This window comes from Methylomusa anaerophila (assembly GCF_003966895.1).
GTDB lineage: Bacteria > Bacillota > Negativicutes > Sporomusales > Sporomusaceae > Methylomusa > Methylomusa anaerophila.
The window spans coordinates 2,494,038-2,514,916 of sequence record NZ_AP018449.1; the positions used below are offsets into that span (position 1 = coordinate 2,494,038).

Annotated in this window: 18 protein-coding genes; 16 read left to right on the top strand and 2 right to left on the bottom strand. The window is 43.0% G+C overall.

Annotation, left to right across the window (positions count from 1 at the left end):
• Position 1: 1 nt before the first annotated feature.
• Positions 2-913, top strand: coding sequence for a glycosyltransferase family 2 protein (locus MAMMFC1_RS11300; protein WP_126308607.1), 912 nt, complete (start codon positions 2-4; stop codon positions 911-913).
• A 44-nt stretch (positions 914-957) separates the two neighbouring features.
• Positions 958-2,079, top strand: coding sequence for a glycosyltransferase family 4 protein (locus tag MAMMFC1_RS11305; protein ID WP_126308608.1), 1,122 nt, complete (start codon positions 958-960; stop codon positions 2,077-2,079).
• A gap of 9 nt (positions 2,080-2,088) precedes the next feature.
• Here MAMMFC1_RS11305 and MAMMFC1_RS11310 read toward each other — a convergent pair whose 3' ends face one another.
• Together MAMMFC1_RS11310 and MAMMFC1_RS11315 are read right to left on the bottom strand one after the other, a co-directional pair.
• A complete protein-coding gene (locus MAMMFC1_RS11310; protein ID WP_126308609.1) occupies positions 2,089-3,333 on the bottom strand; it encodes an O-antigen ligase family protein in 1,245 nt (414 codons plus the stop codon).
• A 12-nt stretch (positions 3,334-3,345) separates the two neighbouring features.
• The gene (locus tag MAMMFC1_RS11315) at positions 3,346-4,158 is read right to left on the bottom strand and encodes a glycosyltransferase family 1 protein (RefSeq protein WP_145987639.1); all 813 of its coding nucleotides are present in this window, start codon (positions 4,156-4,158) and stop codon (positions 3,346-3,348) included.
• Positions 4,159-4,560: 402 nt separating this feature from the next.
• Here MAMMFC1_RS11315 and wbaP point away from each other — a divergent pair, with 402 nt between their 5' ends.
• The 14 genes from wbaP (at position 4,561) to MAMMFC1_RS11385 (ending at position 20,858) form a co-directional block, all read left to right on the top strand.
• Complete coding sequence (wbaP, locus tag MAMMFC1_RS11320; RefSeq protein WP_232035423.1) at positions 4,561-6,072, top strand: undecaprenyl-phosphate galactose phosphotransferase WbaP; 1,512 nt, start codon at positions 4,561-4,563, stop codon at positions 6,070-6,072.
• Positions 6,073-6,204: 132 nt separating this feature from the next.
• Positions 6,205-7,140: a GDP-L-fucose synthase gene (fcl, locus tag MAMMFC1_RS11325; RefSeq protein WP_126308611.1), complete on the top strand. Its 936-nt coding sequence runs from the start codon at positions 6,205-6,207 to the stop codon at positions 7,138-7,140.
• Between the two features lie 74 nt (positions 7,141-7,214).
• Complete coding sequence (locus tag MAMMFC1_RS11330) at positions 7,215-7,949, top strand: sugar phosphate nucleotidyltransferase (RefSeq protein WP_126308612.1); 735 nt, start codon at positions 7,215-7,217, stop codon at positions 7,947-7,949.
• Positions 7,946-8,401: a dTDP-4-dehydrorhamnose 3,5-epimerase family protein gene (locus MAMMFC1_RS11335; protein WP_126308613.1), complete on the top strand. Its 456-nt coding sequence runs from the start codon at positions 7,946-7,948 to the stop codon at positions 8,399-8,401. Before MAMMFC1_RS11330 ends, MAMMFC1_RS11335 begins: the two co-directional genes overlap by 4 nt.
• Before the next feature lie 10 nt (positions 8,402-8,411).
• Positions 8,412-9,428, top strand: a complete 1,017-nt coding sequence (gene rfbB / locus MAMMFC1_RS11340; protein WP_126308614.1) for a dTDP-glucose 4,6-dehydratase — start codon at positions 8,412-8,414, stop codon at positions 9,426-9,428.
• Positions 9,429-9,446: 18 nt separating this feature from the next.
• Positions 9,447-10,286 (top strand): dTDP-4-dehydrorhamnose reductase, encoded by an 840-nt coding sequence (rfbD, locus tag MAMMFC1_RS11345; RefSeq protein ID WP_126308615.1) that lies wholly within the window; start codon positions 9,447-9,449, stop codon positions 10,284-10,286.
• A gap of 19 nt (positions 10,287-10,305) precedes the next feature.
• Positions 10,306-11,253: a glycosyltransferase family 2 protein gene (locus MAMMFC1_RS11350; protein WP_126308616.1), complete on the top strand. Its 948-nt coding sequence runs from the start codon at positions 10,306-10,308 to the stop codon at positions 11,251-11,253.
• A gap of 66 nt (positions 11,254-11,319) precedes the next feature.
• Positions 11,320-13,332 carry a hypothetical protein gene (locus tag MAMMFC1_RS11355; protein ID WP_126308617.1) on the top strand — a complete coding sequence of 671 codons (2,013 nt, stop codon included), beginning with the start codon at positions 11,320-11,322 and terminating at the stop codon, positions 13,330-13,332.
• A gap of 107 nt (positions 13,333-13,439) precedes the next feature.
• Positions 13,440-13,865, top strand: coding sequence for a GtrA family protein (locus tag MAMMFC1_RS11360; protein WP_145987640.1), 426 nt, complete (start codon positions 13,440-13,442; stop codon positions 13,863-13,865).
• Between the two features lie 108 nt (positions 13,866-13,973).
• On the top strand, positions 13,974-15,407 hold the full coding sequence (locus MAMMFC1_RS11365) for an MBOAT family O-acyltransferase (protein ID WP_269471831.1): 1,434 nt from the start codon (positions 13,974-13,976) through the stop codon (positions 15,405-15,407).
• 132 nt (positions 15,408-15,539) lie between these two features.
• Complete coding sequence (locus MAMMFC1_RS11370; protein WP_126308620.1) at positions 15,540-16,436, top strand: hypothetical protein; 897 nt, start codon at positions 15,540-15,542, stop codon at positions 16,434-16,436.
• Between the two features lie 29 nt (positions 16,437-16,465).
• The gene (locus tag MAMMFC1_RS11375) at positions 16,466-18,469 is read left to right on the top strand and encodes a hypothetical protein (protein ID WP_126308621.1); all 2,004 of its coding nucleotides are present in this window, start codon (positions 16,466-16,468) and stop codon (positions 18,467-18,469) included.
• A 149-nt stretch (positions 18,470-18,618) separates the two neighbouring features.
• On the top strand, positions 18,619-19,737 hold the full coding sequence (locus MAMMFC1_RS11380) for a glycosyltransferase family 4 protein (protein ID WP_126308622.1): 1,119 nt from the start codon (positions 18,619-18,621) through the stop codon (positions 19,735-19,737).
• Between the two features lie 14 nt (positions 19,738-19,751).
• On the top strand, positions 19,752-20,858 hold the full coding sequence (locus tag MAMMFC1_RS11385) for a glycosyltransferase family 4 protein (RefSeq protein ID WP_126308623.1): 1,107 nt from the start codon (positions 19,752-19,754) through the stop codon (positions 20,856-20,858).
• Positions 20,859-20,879 lie beyond the last annotated feature (21 nt).

The following is a 20,879-nucleotide window of genomic DNA, read 5'->3' on the forward strand; positions in this document are numbered from 1 at the left end:
CATGGTTTATATTATCTTGGTAAATTATAAGTCTTGCCACGACACACTGGAATGTCTGACATCTTTATATCAACTAAACGACAGGCAATTTAAAGTCATTGTTATTGATAACGCGTCAGACGATGGAAGTGTCGAACGAATTTCCGAAGCTTTCCCCCAAGTCACTATAATGGCCAACTTCGACAATCTTGGTTTTGCCGCAGGAAATCGCATTGGGATCGAAAAAGCTCTTCAAGAAGGCGCGGCCCATATCTGGCTATTAAACAACGATACCGTCGTACAACCGGATAGCCTTGAACTCCTTCGTCACTACGCCAATCAGTATGAGGTCGCCTTGCTGTCCGGCAAAATATATAAATACGGTACCGACCGTGAAATTTGGTTTTGCGGGGCGGATATCAACTGGCGAAAGGGAAAACCGTTTCATATCCATATGCACGAAAAAGATAAGCAAATGTTATCAGAGCCGTATACATCCCTTTGGCTGTCCGGGTGCTGCATGTTTGCTAAGGCAAAAGTATTTTTTCAATACCCCATGGATGAGCGTTATTTCTTGTATTTTGAAGATGTGGACTATTGTATGCGGTTAAACCGGAAGGGAATACCTCTGCTTGTTGTGCCGCAAGCGGTAATATGGCATAAAAAATCGGCATCTGTATCAAACAATGCCCACATCCAAGCGTACTACTCAGTCAGAAATAATTTATATTTCATGGAAAAGTATGCAAAAATTAAATACAAAATAAGGTATTATCCTTATTTTATCATCCGTTCTCTTTTATTTTCGATACGTCATTTAGTGCGCGGCTTCATAAAGCGGAACTCATCGCTAGTAAGGCTGGGTAATGCATACTGGCAGGGAGTGGTAGATTATTTCATGAGGAAGCAAGGCAAATCAAGCTCAATTTCGTAGTGGTTCTCATCAGGAGAAGATCTTCTTATGCGAGGAGTTTAGCAATGCGGCAAAAAATTGCAATTGTTTTCCCGGGATATGATGTCCGGGTGCACAAAGACAAAGATCCGGGTATATTATTTTCAATGTTGCAGCAGGATTTTGACGTGCATATGATTTGCACCGGCGAGGGCCGGGCTGAGGAAAATTGTATCACGATGAGTTGGGGTGATATCTTTGAGGCCAATTGGATGGCGCAATATCCCCATGATGTCTATATTCTTTTCCATCCGTTGAAACAACACTATGCTATTATTCAACAAGCAAAATCAGCCGGTGCCAAAACAATCATCAAAGCGGACAGTGACGGTTATCAGGCGCGTCTTACTTTAAACCCGTTTAGTCCTGCGTTCGCGGTTCAAAAAAAGTTTAGCGGCCGGCCATTTCCTTTTTTAAAGTACTGGGCTCGTATGCTGGTGATAAATCATTGGGCTAAACGCCGGGGATTCTTCGATGTAGATTACATTATTGTTGAATCTTCTCAGGCGTATAAGTCTTTTGCAAAGGCATTGCCGTCAATTAGGGACAAATTTGTAATGATACCTAACGGAGGGTTCTTTACCAGTGATCCCCAAGATCTGCTTGACAAAAAAAACGTAATATGTTCAGTCGGCAACTGGAAGGAACAAATACAAAAGAATCCCGATCTCCTGTTCAAGGCTATACCTGTTGTTTTGAAGGAGAATCCCGATTGGTCATTTGTGATTATTGGTGCAATGGAAGAAAATATTCAATTATTATATAATAATTTAAGCAATCATATGAAAGAAAGAGTTAGATTGCTAGGTCCGGTGCCTCACTCAGAAGTACTCCGGTACATGAGGACAAGCAAGATTCTGTTGAGTACTTCCCGGTGGGAAAGTTTCGGATTAGTCGCTGTGGAAGCTCTCGGCCAGGGATGCTCGATTGTGTGCACGCCAACCGGCATGTCCATGCAGACGGCGGACGGGGTGTTGGGATTGACAACTGACAGTTGGAATCCGCAGGAAGTGGCGAACACTCTTTTTTGGGAGATCAATCTTTGGGAAAAAAGTCTGCGCAAACCGGAGGAAATTGTAGCAGTAGCCAGGAATTATTTTGATTGGTCCATCATTATCGGCAAAATAAAAAAATTGATTCTGTGCTAAACACTTCACTTAAGTTATTATTTCTTCAAGCTGTTGATCTTTCGAAAGAATTACCCCTTCTGAAGGCGATTGACGCAAAATATTCAAATAAGCAATCATTAATCCCATAACAAAAAACATAAAACAAGTTTCATTTTTATTTAGAAAGATATAGTCGGTAAAATTATAATTAATAAACGATATCCAGGCAATAATAAAAGCCGCTATTATTTGGTCATGCCGCTTCGTTGATTGTATCCACGCATAACTAATAAGCCCGCCAAAAAGGACAATAATTGATACTAAGCCAATTATCCCGGTTTCGGCAAAGAACATAAGGAAAATATTATGCGCATAACCAAAATACAGCATTCCTTCTGAATAAAATTCGGCACTGTTTGATACAGTTGGATAAATATTACTGCCAATACCTACCCAAGGTGACGATAAGCCCATCTTGATGGCCGTATAGGTCATCGCAAGCCTGTCTTGGCTGTCACTAACCATTATTCTTGTCATAATATTGGGCATTAACATTGGTATTAGCATTATACAAATCACTGTAACGGCGCTAGCCGCCCAAATCAGCTTTTTATTTTTTTCAAAATAAGCGTTCAGCAACAAAAATACAGGTAAAAAGCCCCAGAGAGCTCTGAGCGCACTGCATAATATACCGATCATAAATAAAAATAATACAATTTCCCACAATCGCTGCTTTTGTTTGTGTTCTTCCAATTGCATGAAAGCCCACACAAAGGGTAGCAGCATGATTGCCAGGAAACCAAAGTTTTTTACGTTATGATGTCCGGTAAAATAAACGATATCCCAGTAGAAGTGATGATAATAAACTCCTTCAAAGACAGTGTTAATAGCTAATATTAGTACTGGAAACATCATTATCTGTAAAACATACATTATCTGTTCTTTTTTCGTTATTGTCAAAGGTATTAGAAATAATGGCAGCGCCGGCATTAGAAATAAATCATACAGGTAATCATAACTTCGTACTACATCCCGCGAAAATAAATTAACGAACAAAATCAGACCAAAAAACTGCCCGACGATAATAACCATGGTTTTATCAATAACAGGAATTTTTCTAGTTAATAATACTACATTAATCAAGAGCAATGCACCGACAACATAAAATATGTTTACAACCTGAACCGATTGATGATTACTAACTAAAAGACCGGCGATACATACAAGAAAAAATTGAATTTTGTCAATCTTGCCGGTAATTCCTGGTTTTATGTCGTTATTGATAGTATGCACAAGTAACCTCCGCTAGCCATCAATAAATACTTCTTTGAATTTAGTCATAACTGCCACAGGGTTGTACTCTTGAGAATAGGCATCCCAATCCTTGCCGGGATTCTTATTAAAATTATCTAATATTTTTTTTAATTGATCATAGTTGGCATAATATATTCCTTTATTTCCCAAAATGTCAATATGACTGCGTTCTTTGATAAAACTTGCATCACAGGTTATAACAGGCTTATTGAAGATTGAAAACTCCCCACAAGCTATGCCGAAGCTCTCTCCTTGTAACCGGGCATGTAACATTGCATCACAAGTTTTAATAAATTTTGTTTTATAATATGGATCAGCCATACCTTCCAGAAAAATTATATTATTCATTTTAGTATTAGTAAACAATAACGGACTGATAAATTTGTTCAGCCATTTTTTTTTGAGAAAACTTTTTCTTTCTAAAAAGTTTTCGGTGTTCATAAACAAAAAGTAAATATCTTTACGTTTGGTTGCAATTGAATATACCAATCGTTTGACAAAAGGGATGTCAAATGTTTCCAAGCCTCCGTAGCGACCGAATACAGTGGCGTTTTCCGGGATATTCAATTCTTTGCGCAAATCACCTTCCGCATTCGGCAAATGGACAATATGCGGCACATACGGTACTTTGCCGCCGCTCATTTCTTGGCTTAGCCACTCAGATACGTAAGCATACACATTACCGTGGGGATCATAGTACTTAAATACGGTATGGACGCAGTTTTTTATTCCTTTTAACAATATGCCGTCGTTTTCTCCGGCCTTAATTGCATAAAAAACGTCTACTCTTTCATCCTCAGCCAATTTCTGCAACTGTTCCAATGTGTCGTAATAAAACACCCGGAATCGATTGTGAAATTTTTCTACCGCCATCGGGTGATGTATTTTCCCGCGTTTAACAGCAATGAGCGAGTCATTGTTCAGTATCTCCTCATTGTAATGGGCATAATCAAATAAAGCAACCTCCGTACCTCGTAATGATAATTGATTGGAATGGAATAAGATTTTCATCGAGACAGACTCCTAACTCCTAACTTTTTATAAAATTATACGTCCTTTTCAGTATTTAAACAAGAATGGGGTATATCTTTACGGTAATTCTCTGCTATGGAAAAGAATAGATTTGAATTGAAACATTTACCTTGAAGATAAAGAACGGTTTTTGCAGGATTTTATGCATTTATGGCAAATTTAAAGCTATAGGCTATGCCAGGAGTTGATATAGAAATGTTTGAAGCAAAACCGCAGACTCTTTCCTTAGATTCTGGAATATTTGGATCAGCGAAACTGACCGACAAACTTAGACGTTTGTTAGTTCCCACCATTTTTGTATGTACCGATTATGCAGCTGTTATATTGGCAATTTGGACTGCCTACATGCTGCGGGTTAACTTACTGCCTGGATTTTTGCCGCTGTTGCCGTTCACGGATATTCCCAACCTGTACACATATGTGGCCATTCCACTGACCGTACTGTTTTTTATGCATTTTGACAATATGTATACCCGGCGTCTTCCACTGTGGCAGCAGACAGAAAAGATATTTAAAATTACGGTTTATTCCTTTGTTTTCATTCTTATGATTATGTACATGACCGAGATTGTGAAGCATCTGTCGCGTCCTTTTATGATTATGCTGGGTGTATTTACTTTTGGTTACCTGGCTTGCTGCCGCTATTTAGTCAAAAAGGCGCTAATCTCTCTTGATCTCTGGCAGATACCGGTCGTTCTCGTCGGGGCCGGTAAGACGGCGGAGCTTTTGATGCAGGCTTTTTGCCGGGACAGCGGTCTGGGATATAAGGTTGTCGGCCTGATTGAAGATAATCGGGAAAATATCGGTCCGGCATTTCACGGCATTCCGGTCATCGGTTCATTTGCCGATGCTGAAGAGGCTGTCAAGCAGGTTCCCGTTAAGAATGTGCTTATTGCTGCGCCGGGTCTTAGACGGGAGGGACTTGTAGATATCGTCTACCGTCTCCAGCCCTATGTGCGTAATATAACCTTTGTTCCCGACCTTTTTGGTATTCCGGTGGGGTCAATGGAACTGGATACGCTGCTCAATGAAAAAATTGTCTTGCTTAACGTGCGCAATAATCTGGCCCAATCGTACAACCGCATGCTAAAACGCATATTTGACATAGTTCTGGCTACCTTTGGCGGGATTGCCATAGCGCCGCTGCTCTTATCTATCAGTGTTATTATATACCTGGACTCTCCCGGTCCGGTGATTTTTTCCCATAAACGCGTCGGACCCAACGGAAAAATGTTTGGCTGTTACAAATTTCGCACGATGGAAATTAATGCTCAGGAAGTTTTGCAACAGTATTTATCGGCTAACCCTGATGCGAAAGAGGAATGGGAAAAGGATTTCAAACTAAAAAACGATCCCCGCATTACCCGGATCGGTAAATTTCTGCGGCAAACGAGTCTGGATGAACTGCCGCAGCTTTTAAATGTCCTAAAAGGTGAGATGAGCCTGGTGGGGCCAAGGCCTATTGTTCAGGAAGAAATATCCAAATATGGTGATTATATTCTTGATTATTACTTGGTCCGTCCCGGCATGACCGGCTTTTGGCAAGTCCACGGCCGTAATGATGTGGAATATGCGGAACGGGTTCAGATGGACTCCTGGTATGTGAGGAACTGGTCCATGTGGCTGGACGTGGTTTTGCTGTTGAAAACTTTAAAGACAATATATAATAAAAACGGAGCTTATTAATACTGTCTTGCTTTCATAGCGTTACCCTGCCTGGTAACGCTATTTACGCGAATAGATTAGAATATCTTCCAGGATACTGATTGCTTGTCCAGCAGAGCTATTAACGCTAAAAAACGGAAGGAGCATTGGACGGTGGAACATAATGAACGTATATATGTAGCTGGTCACCAGGGAATGGTCGGTTCAGCTATTGTCAGGCAATTGCAAAAAGCAGGGTATGAACAATTGATTATGCGGACAAGCAGGGAACTGGACTTACGGTCGCAAAAAGCGGTAGATCAATTTTTTGCCGACCAGAAGCCGGATTATGTAATTGTGGCGGCGGCCAAAGTGGGAGGAATCGGCGCAAATTCCACATATCCGGCAGAATTTATTTATGATAATATCATGATTGAAGCTAACCTTATTCATGCCGCTCACCAGTGGCGCGTAAAAAAACTGCTTTTTCTTGGCAGTTCCTGCATTTATCCGAAATTTTGTCCTCAACCCATTAAAGAAGAGTATTTGCTAAGCGGATTTCTGGAATCAACCAACGAGGCCTATGCCATTGCCAAAATTGCCGGTATAAAATTGTGTCAGTATTATAAACAACAATACGGCGACAATTTTATCTCTGTTATGCCAACAAATCTGTACGGTATAAACGACAATTTTGATTTGGAAACCTCCCATGTTCTGCCTGCGCTTATAAGAAAATTTCACGATGCAAAAGAGACTGGCGCGGATAAAGTTATTGTTTGGGGGACCGGTAAGCCGCGGCGTGAATTTTTGTATGTGGATGATTTAGCGGAAGCTTGTTGTTTTTTGATGCAGAATTACGAAAGCAATCATATTATTAATATAGGTACAGGAAAGGATTTGCCCATTCGTGAATTGGCGGAAATGATCCGGGAAATTGTCGGCTTTGCAGGAGATATCGTCTATGACGCAACGAAACCGGACGGAACTCCGGTCAAGCTTCTTGATGTAAGCCGTATCAATCAATTAGGATGGCAGGCTAAAACCCCGCTGCGGGCCGGGATAGAAAAAACTTATACTTGGTATACACGCAGTGATGTTTGTTATTAAAAGATAAAGAAGATAAAAGGTTCTTAATAACAGGTAAAAAATACCATATTACTTGCGATAGGAGAAATAAAAGCATGAAAGGAATTATTTTGGCGGGAGGTACGGGTTCACGCCTGTATCCTTTGACAAAAGTGACCAATAAACATTTATTGCCTGTTGGCAAATATCCGATGATTTATTATCCAATTGCCAGACTGGCAAGGGCGGGTATTACGGAAATCCTTATTGTTACAGGCAGGGAACACATGGGCGCTGTTGTAAATTTGCTGGGCAGCGGGTACGAACTGGGATTGGAATTTACTTATCGCATTCAGGACCAACCGGGAGGCATTGCGCAAGCATTGGGTTTAGGGGAACACTTCGTTGGCCAGGATCGTTGTGTAGTAATTCTTGGTGATAATATTTTTGAAGATGAACTTATTGAATATGTCAAAAACTTTTCCGTCCAAAAAAACGGCGCAAAAATAATAATTAAAGAAGTTGAAGATCCGGAACGGTATGGTGTGGCTGAATTATCGGACGACCGAATTATCTCTATTGAGGAAAAACCGCAAAAGCCAAAATCGAATTACGCTGTCAGCGGCATATACATGTATGATTCCAGCGTATTTAACATCATAAAAACGCTGAAGCCTTCCGGGCGGGGAGAATTGGAAATTACCGATGTAAACAATGTATATATCCAGCAAGGAAACTTAACGTATGATTTTCTTAACGGCTGGTGGACAGATGCCGGGACGTTTCCGTCACTGATAAAAGCAACAGAACTTTCCCGGGATATTATCCTGGATTTAGGGGTGACGCCATGATTCAGGGAGTAGAGATAAAAAAACTGGTGCGCCACAGTGATGATCGCGGTTTTTTTATGGAGATTCTGCGGGATGACGATAAACTATTGAAAAATTTTGGGCAGGCTTCCCTGTCAAAAAGTTATCCGGGGGTGATAAAAGCTTTTCACTACCATAAGAAGCAGGATGATATTTGGTTCTTTCCCGCAGGAAACGCGCAGGTGGTGTTGTATGACGTACGGGAAGAGTCGCCGACTAAAGGAGAAACGAATGTATTCTATCTCGGTGAAGATAATCCGCAAATCCTCTTAATACCTGTCGGCGTGGCTCATGGTTACCGCGTCCTGGGATCTTCGCCGGCAATTATTGTCTATTTTACATCTCAGTCTTATGATCCTGCTGATCCGGATGAATATCGCATACCCTGGGATGATTCGGAAATAAATTTTGATTGGTCGACTAAAAACAGGTAGGAGCGCAAATATGACTACGAATGTTTTAGTTACCGGCGGCGCCGGTTTTATTGGCAGTAATTTTGTTCGGCATATGCTGAACAAATATCCGGAATATAAAATAATCAATGTTGATATGTTGACCTATGCGGGGAATCTTGCCAACCTGCGGGACATAGAAACCGACGCCGATTATATTTTCCACAAAGCGGATATTGCCGACCATGCGGCCATGGATGCTTTTTTTGCCGATTATTCTTTTGAGTATGTAGTGAATTTTGCGGCGGAGTCTCATGTGGACCGCAGCATTGAAGAGCCGGAGAAATTTATTAGAACCAATATCATGGGGACTCAGGTTTTATTGGATCAGGCCAAAAAGTATGGGGTAAAGAAATATTTGCAGGTTTCCACCGATGAGGTTTATGGCGCATTAGGGGCTGAGGGCCTTTTTACGGAAGAAACCCCAATAGCTCCCAATAGCCCGTACTCTGCCAGCAAAGCCGGCGCTGATCTTATGGTGCGGGCTTATTATGAAACATTTGGTTTACCGGTCAATATTACCAGGTGTTCCAACAACTACGGACCTTACCATTTTCCTGAGAAGCTTATTCCTTTGATGGTGACTAACGCCTTGGAAAATAAGGAACTGCCGGTATACGGGGATGGTTTGCATGTACGGGACTGGCTCCATGTCAGCGATCATTGCCAGGCCATAGATCAGGTTTTACACCGGGGAAGCGTCGGAGAAGTGTATAATATCGGCGGTAACAATGAGAAAACAAATATCGAAATCGTTCGCAATATTCTCGCTGCGCTAGGCAAGCCCGACACTTTGATCAGATATGTGAAAGATCGGCCCGGTCATGACCGGCGCTATGGGATAGATGCGACAAAAATAAAAAGGGAACTTGGCTGGAAGCCGTTATATACATTCGAACAGGGCTTAATAGAAACAGTGGCGTGGTATCAAGAGCATGCTGACTGGTGGCGGGCCATTAAATCCGGGGAATACCGGGAATATTACAAAAAAATGTATGCAAAACGTTAGGAGTTAGGATGAAATCTGATGAAAATACTGGTTACAGGCGCCAAGGGACAATTAGGCCAGGAAATTTCCCGGCAGATGGATGCAGACCAGCAACTGATTTTGACTGATATTGATAATTTGGATATTACCAATCAAGATAAAGTACGCAGTGTTTTCCAGGAAGTCAAACCCCAGGCGGTAATTCATTGCGCTGCCTATACGAATGTCGACGGCGCCGAACAGGATTTTGACGGCGCATATAAAGTTAACGTTATTGGTTCGCAGAATTTGGCGTCTCAGTGTCTTGAGCACCATGCCAGAATGGTATATATTAGCACGGATTATGTATTTGACGGTCAGGGGACTAGGCCGTACCGGGAATTTGACCCAACAAACCCGCTGAGCGTATATGGGAAAACAAAACTATACGGGGAAAACATTATCAGGGAAATATTAGGACGGCATTATATTGTGCGTACATCCTGGCTGTATGGCGATGGACATAATTTTGTAAGAACCATGTTGCGCTTAGCCAAGGAGAAAAAGCAATTGCGGGTTGTCAGCGACCAGATAGGAAGCCCGACCAATTCCAAGGATTTAGTCTGGGCGATCAGGCAATTATTGCTTACTGATGCCTATGGCGTTTATCATGGCTCAGGTAATGGGGCCTGCTCCTGGTATGAGTTTGCTGTTAAAATATTTGCATTTGCCGGAGTAAACATTGCTGTTGAACCCATTACCACGGGGGAATATCTTTTGCCGGCAACTCGCCCGGCTTATTCAGTTATGGAAAACTACATGTTGAAGATGGCGCAGGGCGATCCATTCCGCCTTTGGGAGGAAGCACTTGAAGACTATTTATGTGATCTGAATAGCTGACTAGCGGCGAGGGGTGTACATGAGTAAAAAAATTTCTGTTTTGGTGCCGATGTACAATGAGATGAATAGTATTGAGCCATTTTTTGAGCGACTATTGTCTTCTTTGGGAAAAATTAATTATGATTATGAGGTTATTTGCGTCAATGACGGAAGTACCGACAACACATTGGAAATGCTCATTGATTATAGCAAAAAAAATAATAAAATAAAAATTATTAATTTTTCCCGAAACTTTGGCAAGGAAATTGCGATGACGGCGGCCCTGGATTATTCTGCGGGACATGCTGTCGTTTTGCTTGATGCCGACCTGCAACATCCGCCGGAAGTCATAAGTGAATTAATAAATGAATGGAATCAAGGCTATGATGTTGTTTATGCGACGCGAAAAGTACGGCTTGGTGAAAGTTGGCTGAAAAAGACTACCGCTCTTTTGTTTTATCGAATAATTAAAAAACTAAGTGATATTAATATTCCTCAAAATACAGGCGATTTTCGCCTCATGGACAGACGTGTTGTCGAAGCTTTGAAAAAATTGCCGGAAAGAACCAGGTTTATGAAAGGACTCTTTGCCTGGATTGGATTTAAACAGAAGTCTATATTGTTTGAGCAACAGCCTCGCTGGGCCGGACAAACAACTTGGAATTATTGGAAATTGTGGAATTTCGCCTTGGAAGGAATCACTTCCTTCAGTTCTTTTCCCCTAAAAGTTTGGGGCTACGTCGGCGTGGCATTGTCAATCATATCTTTTGTGTATGTTCTTATTCTTATTCTTCAATATTTGATAAGAGGCGTCGATGTCCCCGGTTATACCTCAATCATGGTTGTTATGCTTTTTCTTGGCGGAATACAGTTGATTGGCTTGGGAGTAATTGGCGAATATTTAGGCAGAGTCTTTATTGAAGTAAAAGAACGTCCCCTGTACATAATCAGGGATCTATATGGTTTTGACCATAATCAGGAAAGTTAGTATTGTTAAGGGGGAACGAGAAAAATATAAATGTATGCCAGCCAAGTGAAGTTAGGAGACACAAATGTGAGAAATTATTTACCCCCGTTATGCAAAGCGAAATTGGCGTGTTATATTTTATTTTTAGCAGTTTGGGGCGTTACTGTACTTCCGTCTGCATATGAGGCGCCCTTCGGCTATTTGGATGATGCCGGCACTGTAGTGGCTGTAAGGAATGTTAGCCAGAATTGGGCTGGATTATTGCCGGACCCGGAAACCGGCCGCTTTCAGCCTATATACTGGTTAGGTAAATTATTGGCCTGCTCCTTATGGGGCGATTCGCCGGCGGCGTTCTATTTATTCCAGGCGCTGACGGTTTTGTTAAACGGGTTGATAATAATATATTTAGTCAATCGATTTACGCGGTCAACCTTTGCCGGACTGGCAGCAGGCATTTTTTTTATTACCGGCTCTAGTATATATGAAGCGGTATATACATTAGGCAAGTCGGAAATTCAGGCATCCTTGTTTCTGTTTCTGATTATTGCCGCTAATGCCGTTTATCTTGAGTGTCAAAGCCGCCGCACCGCCATTGCCGCCTTAGCAGCAATTTTTATATGCAGCTTATGCGCCAACTGGACGAAAGAGACTTTAGCAGCTGCGTCTGTATTTTGGCTTACCGGACTATCCGTTTCCTATATGCGAATACCGGAACAAAGACATTTTTTGTCTGCCTGGCTGCAAACGTCCCTTGTTGGCATTGCGGCGGTAATTGTCTCGCGCCTTGGTTACTATGCGCTGAGACCAGAAATTTCAGCGGAAGCATATACTAAATTTGTTATAAACATAACTGGTATAAAAGAGAATTTATTATTCTATCTTCAGCAAACCCCGGATGTTATTTTTTTTGGCTTGCTTTCCGCCGCGTTGGTACTTGCATGGAGTGGGCGGTTTCAACAATCAGAACAAGCCGGCCAAAAAATATATATAATTATATGTGGAATCTTGTTGACTGGATGGGGCTATTTTTTAGGCATGCTTTGCTGGCGATGGGGTGAGGCTTATTATTTATATATTCCCGGCGCCTTATTTCAAACAGCGTGCATTGTGGCCGGATATTTTGTATTGCGCTTATACAAGTGTACCCGCAGCCTAATAGTTTTGGTTTTGCTGCTTATTAGTATATTTAAGTTTTATGGGCTGATTTACGGTTATTATGTGGCGGTGTCGCAACGGATAAACGACTCTATGTATTATGAAGCAATCCGAAAATATGCTGAATTGGCTAAACCGGGTGACCGTTTGCTGCTGGAACAATGGAATGATTTTGAAGAACCTGCTTATTCTTCGCGGCTTATGCTGCAACAGGTTTTTTCCTTACAAACGGAAGTATATGGCATTCGCAGCCTTTTTACCGGACAATCGCTTACGGAAGAGCAGAAAAAACTGTATTCTATAAAAAATGAATGGAACGACACCATATTAAAACCTAAAAAAGGCGATTACATACTATTTATGCCCGGAAAAAATTCTGCTTACTGGATAGTCCGGGGGGTGGCCCCGTTTGTTGCTGCGCACTCCCACTTTGAAAGAATGGCCGATCATGTGACAGTAAAAAGTGAAAATCTACAAAGCAAATCCTGCTTGATTATACAACCCCAAGCCCCATTTATTGTCCTAGACAAAGTTTACCGCGGGTATCGTTTATACCAGATCGGCGACATTGAGAAGATGATTCAATGGTCTGGCCAGTTTGATGATGGCTGGATTGGGCGAAGCGCGATTGCCGCAATTCCAAACCCGGCGGAACAAGAAAACGTTTATTTTGAAGTCTTTGTTCCACAGCAAGTTTTACCGCAGAGGCTCACAATTCATTGCGGCGATGCCCTTGTGAGCGATATAACTTTTTCCGAAAGTGGGACATACCCGTTAGTACTAAATTTGGACAATTATATTACAAATAACCATTCCGTTTCCGCTTCCGTTGACTTAAAATTTTCCGTAAGCAACATCTTTGTACCGCAAAACATGGGACTTAACAAGGATACTCGGGAATTAGGCCTATTACTTAAGTCTTCAAAACTTGTACTTAAAGATTAGCAGCGATTTTGCGTTTAATGAAAAAATTATACCGGAGGATAAGCATATGAAAGGACGGCGCAGCCGGCTTAAGGGCGGAAATGAATCCATCATAATTAAATATTGTTGTGAAACTAAAAATGATAACAGAAGATAATTACAGCCGCTGGAAAAATGATGCGCAGCTTTGGAAAAAGGTTATAAAATTTGGTATTGTTGGCGGAATGGTGACCGGCGTTCATGGCATTGTACTGGCCGCTTTAGTCGAGTTTTGGTATTGGAATGCCGTATATGCGACTTTCGTTGCCTTTGTGACTGCTTTTCTAACTTCTTATCTGTTAAACAGCTTATGGACATTTGGGGTAATGGCCAAGAATAAGATGTACTTTATTAAATTTTTTGCCGTTGCCATCGTGGGCTTGTTATTAAATGTAATCATTATGTATATAACAACAGAAGTAATACAGTGGAATTATCAAACAGGTTTTTTCATTGGCATAATTGTCGTTCCGACGGTAAGTTTTTCCCTAAATTACGTGTGGACATTCAGATAATTGGCTTTTTACGTAAAAAAATGATAAAATATGATAAAATATGATAAAATATGAAAGACGGAAGTGTTGCGAATGCTTTTTAACTCCTTTACTTTTATTTTCTTTTTTATGCCGATAGTTTTATTCGGATATTTTTGTTTGGGCCGATTTGGGTTCCGGCAGGCGGCAGTTATATTTGTCTTTCTTTCCTCTTTATGGTTTTATTCTTTCTGGAATATTTATTACCTGCCCATTTTATTACTATCCGTTGTTGTCAACTTTTGCTTCGGACGCGCCTTGGAAAGAAACCGCAATAAGGTATTGCTGGCATTTGCTATATTTTTGAATTTGGGTGTTCTGGCCTATTTCAAGTATTTTGTCTTTTTTATGATTTCAATACGCGACTTTGCCGGAATATCGCTGGCTGTGCCGGAAATAACGCTGCCATTGGGCATTTCTTTTTTTACTTTTACCCAAGTGGCATATTTAGTTGACGCGTATAAAAGTAAAACAGATAAAACGCAGCTAACCATCTATTCATTATTTGTTACATATTTTCCCCATCTAATTGCCGGTCCCATTTTATATCATAAGCATATAATTCCCCAGTTTCTACGCAAAGAAAATTATTATCCTCATTTTCCTAATTTGCAATTAGGATTCATATTATTTATATTTGGTTTGTTTAAAAAAGTTATTATTGCCGATTCTTTGTCAGCCTGGACAACAGCGGCATACGCCAATGCTCACAACTTGACAATGGTGCAGGCATGGGCGGGGGCCTTGTCGTATACTTTGCAAATATATTTTGATTTTTCAGGATATTCGGAGATGGCCATCGGGCTTGCCTTAATGATGAATATTCATCTACCCATAAATTTCAATTCCCCTTATCAGGCCAATTCAATCATTGCTTTTTGGCGACGCTGGCACATTACGTTATCCAGTTTTCTGAAAAACTATTTATATATACCTCTCGGGGGCAGCCGCTGCGGTTTGTCCAGAAAGATCAGCAATCTGATGCTAACCATGCTGCTGGGGGGATTATGGCACGGAGCCGGCTGGACGTTTATCTTTTGGGGCGGTTTGCATGGGGTATTTTTGACAATAAACCATTTATGGCGACGAATCGGGATTGCCTTGCCGGTTTTTTTATCCCGGGCAGCGACTTTTCTGGCGGTTGTTTATGCTTGGGTTTTTTTTCGCTCCCCCACCCTGGCGGATGCCGTTTCATTTTCCCAGACGATGCTTGGTTTTAAGGGATTGCCCGGACATTGGTCGGAAATACAAGCCATGCCGGGGGGATATAAACAGGCTTTCGTATTGGCATTTTTGTTGCTTGTTGTTCAGCTAATGCCTGATACTCTCAAGATTATGAATTATGATGAACGGAAGGAAAGCAAGGGTCCTAATGATTCAGGTGCAGTTGGTAATCCGGCAGATAGGCTGAAAGAGGTTGGGTTTGGAATAACAATAGGAATTATTGCCGGCATATTGGCTTTCGTCTGTCTGAAACAAATGGCCGGCGGCGAGCCGAGCGAATTTTTATACTTTCAATTTTGATCTGTAGGGGGATAATTCGCTATGTTTTCTACCAGGAAGATATTTTGCAAATATTGTGTTTTTATAACATTTTGTATTTCATTTTTGGTATGCGCATTTTCTTGGATAGGCTTGGTTTATTACCAGGAAGGGGTGCCAACCGAGTCCTCGCGCTGGATATATGAGTGTTATCAGAAAAAAATTGGCTATGCCAAGTCTGTTTCACAGCCGAAAATTGTTTGGATTGCCGGTTCCAGCGGCCTGTTTGGCGTGAATATGGCGGAAATTGGCGATCGTTTTAACGTTCCCACGCTAAATTTTGGCGTACATGCCGGCTTGCGTCTAAAGTACATTGTCGACATGGCCAAAACGGTGCTTGTCCCGGAAGATACCGCAATTGTAGCAATGGAATACGAATTGTTTTTGACGGAAAAGATACCCAATGTAGAGCTGCTTGACTACATGTTTTCCCGTGATCCTGATTATTTGCACAGCCAAAATATAATGAACCAGGCCAAATTTTACTTCGCTTTATCAGAAAAAAGACTGCTTGCGGGTCTTAAGGCCAAAAGGCAGCCGCAAACGGCCAGTTTGGACGGTTATCAAGCATCGACGCTCAACCGTCATGGCGATGAAACCAAAAAATATTTAGATCCCCAAAATACGCCGCTCATAAATATTCACAATCGGGTACTGTCTGAGACTCCCAACTGGTCCGCCTTGCTTAAAGGTATTCCCGACGACAGCCCTCAGTGGACGATATTTCGTGATTTTTTGCAGTGGTGTAAATCCAATCACGTACGCGTAATTTTAACATATCCCAGCGTGGCTTATTTCCCGGAATACCAAGGGGAGATTGGCAAAAAAACATTAAGTAAAGTGGAACAATTTTATAACTCCCTGGAAACGCCGGTTTTAGGAACCCCAACGGAGTTTATGTATGACAAAAAATATTTCTACGATACAATCTATCACTTAAATTCTGAAGGGGCAAAGCTTCATACCCAAGAACTTATAACTATGCTGCAACCGTATTTGCAGCGGCCTTAGACCGGTGTCGGCTGCACGGAGGTATCTAAGTGAAAGAAGTATTAGCGGCAGCGACAAAAAGAAAAGATAGCAGGTGGGGTATAATACTTCCGGTTATGACATTTATAACATGGCTGATTTGTATTTTACCCTCTGTATATCGAGCTTCGTTTGGATTTCTTGATGATCCTGTTCTTGTAATTCAGGCGAGAGATTTTTTGCTTGGCGAGGCTCCTTTGGAGCCTAATATCGGGCTGGGCCGATTTCAACCGGTATATAAGCTGGGCAAAGTGATTCCATATTTGTTGTGGGGAGCTTCGCCGGCAGGATTTTATTTTATTCAGTCGCTCCTGGTTTTGTTAAGCGGACTGATTATTGTCAGGCTAACCTATATTTTTACTGGTTCGGCTGTTGCCGCCGGTATCGCCGGCGTTTTTTTTCTGACTGGGTCGCCTGTTTATGAGACGGCCTATACACTGGGAAAATCCGAAATTCCGGCTTTAATGTTTTTTTTACTTGCTTCCTTTGCTGCCGTATCTTATCTATTCCGGGCCGAACAGCAGAAAAGTTTCGCGGCGGCGTTAGGCGTGTTTGCTTTTTCCCTGGGCGGGGTTTGGACGAAAGAAACCCTTATGAGCATAGCTGCTTTTGGCATTGCCGGCGCGGCTATGGCCTATTGTTTGCCGTCCCGCGAACGTAGTTGGGTCTACCGCTGGCTGCATATAGCCGGCTTAGAAATTTTCGCTGTTTTTATTGCCCGGCTGGTTTATTATCTGTTGCGCCCGGACTATTCCCCGCTATACACAACCTACTCGTTAGAGATAAGCGGGATATGGGCTAACTTCCTGTATTATTTACAGCAGACGCCGGATGTCGTTTTTTTTGGCCTGGCTTCTGTTTTCGCAATGATTATTTGGCACCGGCTTTTAACAGTTGAAATGACGGAAGGCAGGATTTACAGCTTTGCCTTTGCCCTACTAAACATCGGCTGGGTTTACTTTTTGGGGATGCTGTTCTGGCGGTGGGGTAATGGTTACTATGTATACATTCCCAGCGCTCTTTTTCAAATGGTTTTTATTATAAGCGGTTATTATGTAATGCGGTCCGCACGCGCCTGCCGGTGGCTGCCGGCGTTAGCAGCTATCGCAGCTATCGTAGTCATCATTTTTAAAGCTTACGGTTTGGCATACGGCTACTATGCGGCAATATCGCAGCGTATCAACGATCGTATGTATTATGAGGCAATGCAGCAATACGCGGCAATGGCCAAGCCTGGAGAGCGGCTGCTTATGGAACAATGGAGCTTCTTTGAAGAACCGCCGCAAGAGTCTCAGGCCCTGATGCAGCAGCTTTGGGGCAAGCAAGCCGGTGTTCACGGCATTCTTACCTATTTTACCGGCGCAGTCCCGACGGCGGAACAGGCAAAGACCTATCTGGGCCAGGAAAAAATTGATCGTTATACGTTAACCCCGCGCGAAGGCGACTATATTCTGTTTATGCCGGGAAGAAATCCCGCCTACTGGTCCATTCGGGGCATAGCGCCGTTTCAGGATGAACAATCCCGGGTGGAAAAAAATAAAATGAACGCTACCCTAAAAGCAGCTAACCAAATTTCAGCAAAATGTCTTATATTACGAAACCAAATTCCTTTTGTGGCGGTTGATTCTGTTTACCGTGGTTATCGCCTGTACCAGGTGGGCGATGTTAAACACATGACCCAGTGGCGGGGCCGGTCTGAAGATGGCTGGATCGCCGGCGAGGCGACAGCCGCTATCATGCCGCGGGAGGGGAAGCCGGTTGTGGAATTTGCTGTAGAGGTTCCCCAGGCCACAGTACCGCAAAAATTAAGCATTTTTGCCGGGAACGACCTTATCGCCCATGAAACCTATACGAAAGCCGGCAAGTATAAGGTTCTTGTTCCTACAGACAAGCTGGCGGGGAAAGACAGGCTGGTGGAACTGCGCTTTGTTGTTGACAAAACATTTATTCCGAAAGATTTGGGAATTAATGAGGATACCAGGCGGCTGGGAATTATGCTGACTGAGATTCAGTAAGGGGATAAATTGCTGCAATTGTAATAATCAACCTGGGGCAAAATAACTCCCTAATGCAGGATTTTTCTTGAGATTGTAGAAATAATCATAAATCTGTAAGATATATACATTGACCCTTCGACACTTCCGGACTAAGAAAAGGTGATATTTTGCGTATTGGTGTAGATGCTACTGTTTTGTCTTACGGCAAGACGGGTGTGGGACACTATGTGGAAAACGTATTGGCGCAACTTGCCAAAATAGACGCCGCCAATGAATATGTGCTGTATTCCAATCGGCCGATCGGCTGGCAGGCGGACAATAGCCGGTTTCAATATTCGATTGCCGATGTTCGCTATAATAACTGGTGGATGCAATGGACGCTGCCGGGACTGCTGAAAAAAGATAAAATTGATTTGTTTTGGGGTGTGGGTTTTCGCATCCCTTTTGAACGTTCCGGCCATTGTTTGCGAGTGGTTACCGTCCATGATCTGGTGTATCGGATTATGCCGGGCACCTTGCCCTGGAAACAGGCGTTGCATCTGCGAACTCTGATGCCTTTGTACTTGTCCTGCGCCGATCATGTTATTGTGAATTCCCGGCATACCTGCAACGATCTTTTGACATATTATAATTATCCGGCCGAGAAGATTACTGTAACCCCTTTAGCCGCTGATCATTCATCCGCTCCGCCGCGACTTCCGGCGCAAACCCAGGCGGTTATGGCCAAGTATGGGATTCAGCCGGGTTATGTGTTATACGTGGGGACTATTGAGCCGCGCAAAGGGCTGGACACACTTTTCCGTGCTCTTTCTCTGTTTCGGGAATCAGGCAGTGAGCTTCCCTGCCTGGTATTGGCGGGGAATATTGGCTGGAAATCCAAGCCCATCATTGATTTGGTGGAACGGCTCCAAATCAGGCGGCAGGTTACTTTCCTTCGTTACGTGCCTGATGATGATCTCGCCGCTCTCTATCGGGGCGCCAAAATTTTCGTCTATCCTTCTTTATACGAAGGATTCGGTTTGCCGGTGCTGGAAGCCATGACCGCCGGCGTACCCGTCATTACCACGAATTCATCCTCTTTGCCGGAAGTAGGCGGTGAAGGAGCGCTGTACATTAATCCCGGCGACCATGTTCAGTTATACTCCTTCTTGCAAGAATTGCTTGGCAATGAGGCCCTGCGGCAAAAATATCAGGCTAAAGGCCGGCAGCAGATCAAAAAATTCTCCTGGGAAAACACTGCCGCGAAGACTTTGGACGTATTTCACAAGGTCTTTCGGCAAAGATAAAGAATCCAAAAGGTATGACAATTATGAAGAGTTTAGGCATAGACGCCAGAATGTGGCGGCACTCGGGAATTGGCGTTTATTTGCGGAACTTGTTGCCGCGAGTGGTAAACAAGCTGCCGGAAGTATGGTTTGTGATCATGGGCGACGCCGGGGCGCTAGCCCTTGGCGGGCAATTGGACAGAGAAAATGTTTCCCTGGTAAACTTTTCTTCTCCTATATACGGCCTGCGGGAACAATGGGAATTGCGGCGGCGCCTGCCCCGCTGCCTGGATGGATTTTGGTCGCCTCATTATAATTTCCCGTTGTTTTTTGGCGGGAAAAGATTAGTAACTGTCCATGATATGTGTCACCTGGCGCTGAAACAGTTTGTCCCCGGCTTCCACAGGCGTTATTATGCCCGGCGGATGTTGACGCAAGTCGCCAAACAGGCTGACGCCATTATCTGCGTATCGACCTTCACCAAGGAAGAGTTCAACAAATACGTAAAAGTGCCTCATCAGCGGATTTATACGGTTCATAACGGCGTGGACGAATTTTTCCTCGCTTCCGCCACGGCCATGCAATCTCCTCCGGTTCATTATCCTTATATTTTGTATGTCGGCAATGTAAAGCCCCACAAAAACTTGCCCACATTGCTGCAAGCCTTTGTCTCGCTGATGGGAGAAATACCTCATAATTTAGTGGTCGTCGGCAAAAAAGAAGGATTTATAGCGGAAGATCAGAAAGTCCTGAACTTTGCCGCCGGCTACGGCGGCCGGATTGTATTCACCGGCGAAATTGATCAGGAAACCTTAAAGCAATATTATTTGCATGCCGCTATGCTGGTTTTTCCGTCTTTATATGAAGGCTTTGGCTTGCCGCCGCTGGAAGCCATGGCCTGCGGCTGCCCGGTTATTGCCTCGCAAGCCGCTTCCTTGCCGGAAGTATGCGGTCAAAGCGCTATATATTTTAATCCTTTCGCGCCGGCGGAACTGGCCTGTAAAATCAAAGAGCTGTTGAACGATGAAAGAAGGCGGCAATTGCTGCAAGGGGCCGGCAGGAAAAGAGCAGGTCAATTTTCCTGGGACAAGTCGGCGGCAAGGACCGTCGATGTCATAAAAGAGTTATTGGACATAACGTAGTATTGATAAGTATTGCTAAAA

What these genes read in the sequence shown, in the direction of transcription:
- rfbD (WP_126308615.1), top strand. Translation starts at nt 9,447, where the DNA reads ATGAAAATACTGGTTACAGGCGCCAAGGGACAATTAGGCCAGGAAATT.
- MAMMFC1_RS11335 (WP_126308613.1), top strand. Translation starts at nt 7,946, where the DNA reads ATGATTCAGGGAGTAGAGATAAAAAAACTGGTGCGCCACAGTGATGAT.
- MAMMFC1_RS11305 (WP_126308608.1), top strand. Translation starts at nt 958, where the DNA reads ATGCGGCAAAAAATTGCAATTGTTTTCCCGGGATATGATGTCCGGGTG.
- MAMMFC1_RS11350 (WP_126308616.1), top strand. Translation starts at nt 10,306, where the DNA reads ATGAGTAAAAAAATTTCTGTTTTGGTGCCGATGTACAATGAGATGAAT.
- MAMMFC1_RS11300 (WP_126308607.1), top strand. Translation starts at nt 2, where the DNA reads ATGGTTTATATTATCTTGGTAAATTATAAGTCTTGCCACGACACACTG.
- MAMMFC1_RS11330 (WP_126308612.1), top strand. Translation starts at nt 7,215, where the DNA reads ATGAAAGGAATTATTTTGGCGGGAGGTACGGGTTCACGCCTGTATCCT.
- MAMMFC1_RS11385 (WP_126308623.1), top strand. Translation starts at nt 19,752, where the DNA reads ATGACAATTATGAAGAGTTTAGGCATAGACGCCAGAATGTGGCGGCAC.
- rfbB (WP_126308614.1), top strand. Translation starts at nt 8,412, where the DNA reads ATGACTACGAATGTTTTAGTTACCGGCGGCGCCGGTTTTATTGGCAGT.
- MAMMFC1_RS11365 (WP_269471831.1), top strand. Translation starts at nt 13,974, where the DNA reads ATGCCGATAGTTTTATTCGGATATTTTTGTTTGGGCCGATTTGGGTTC.
- wbaP (WP_232035423.1), top strand. Translation starts at nt 4,561, where the DNA reads ATGCCAGGAGTTGATATAGAAATGTTTGAAGCAAAACCGCAGACTCTT.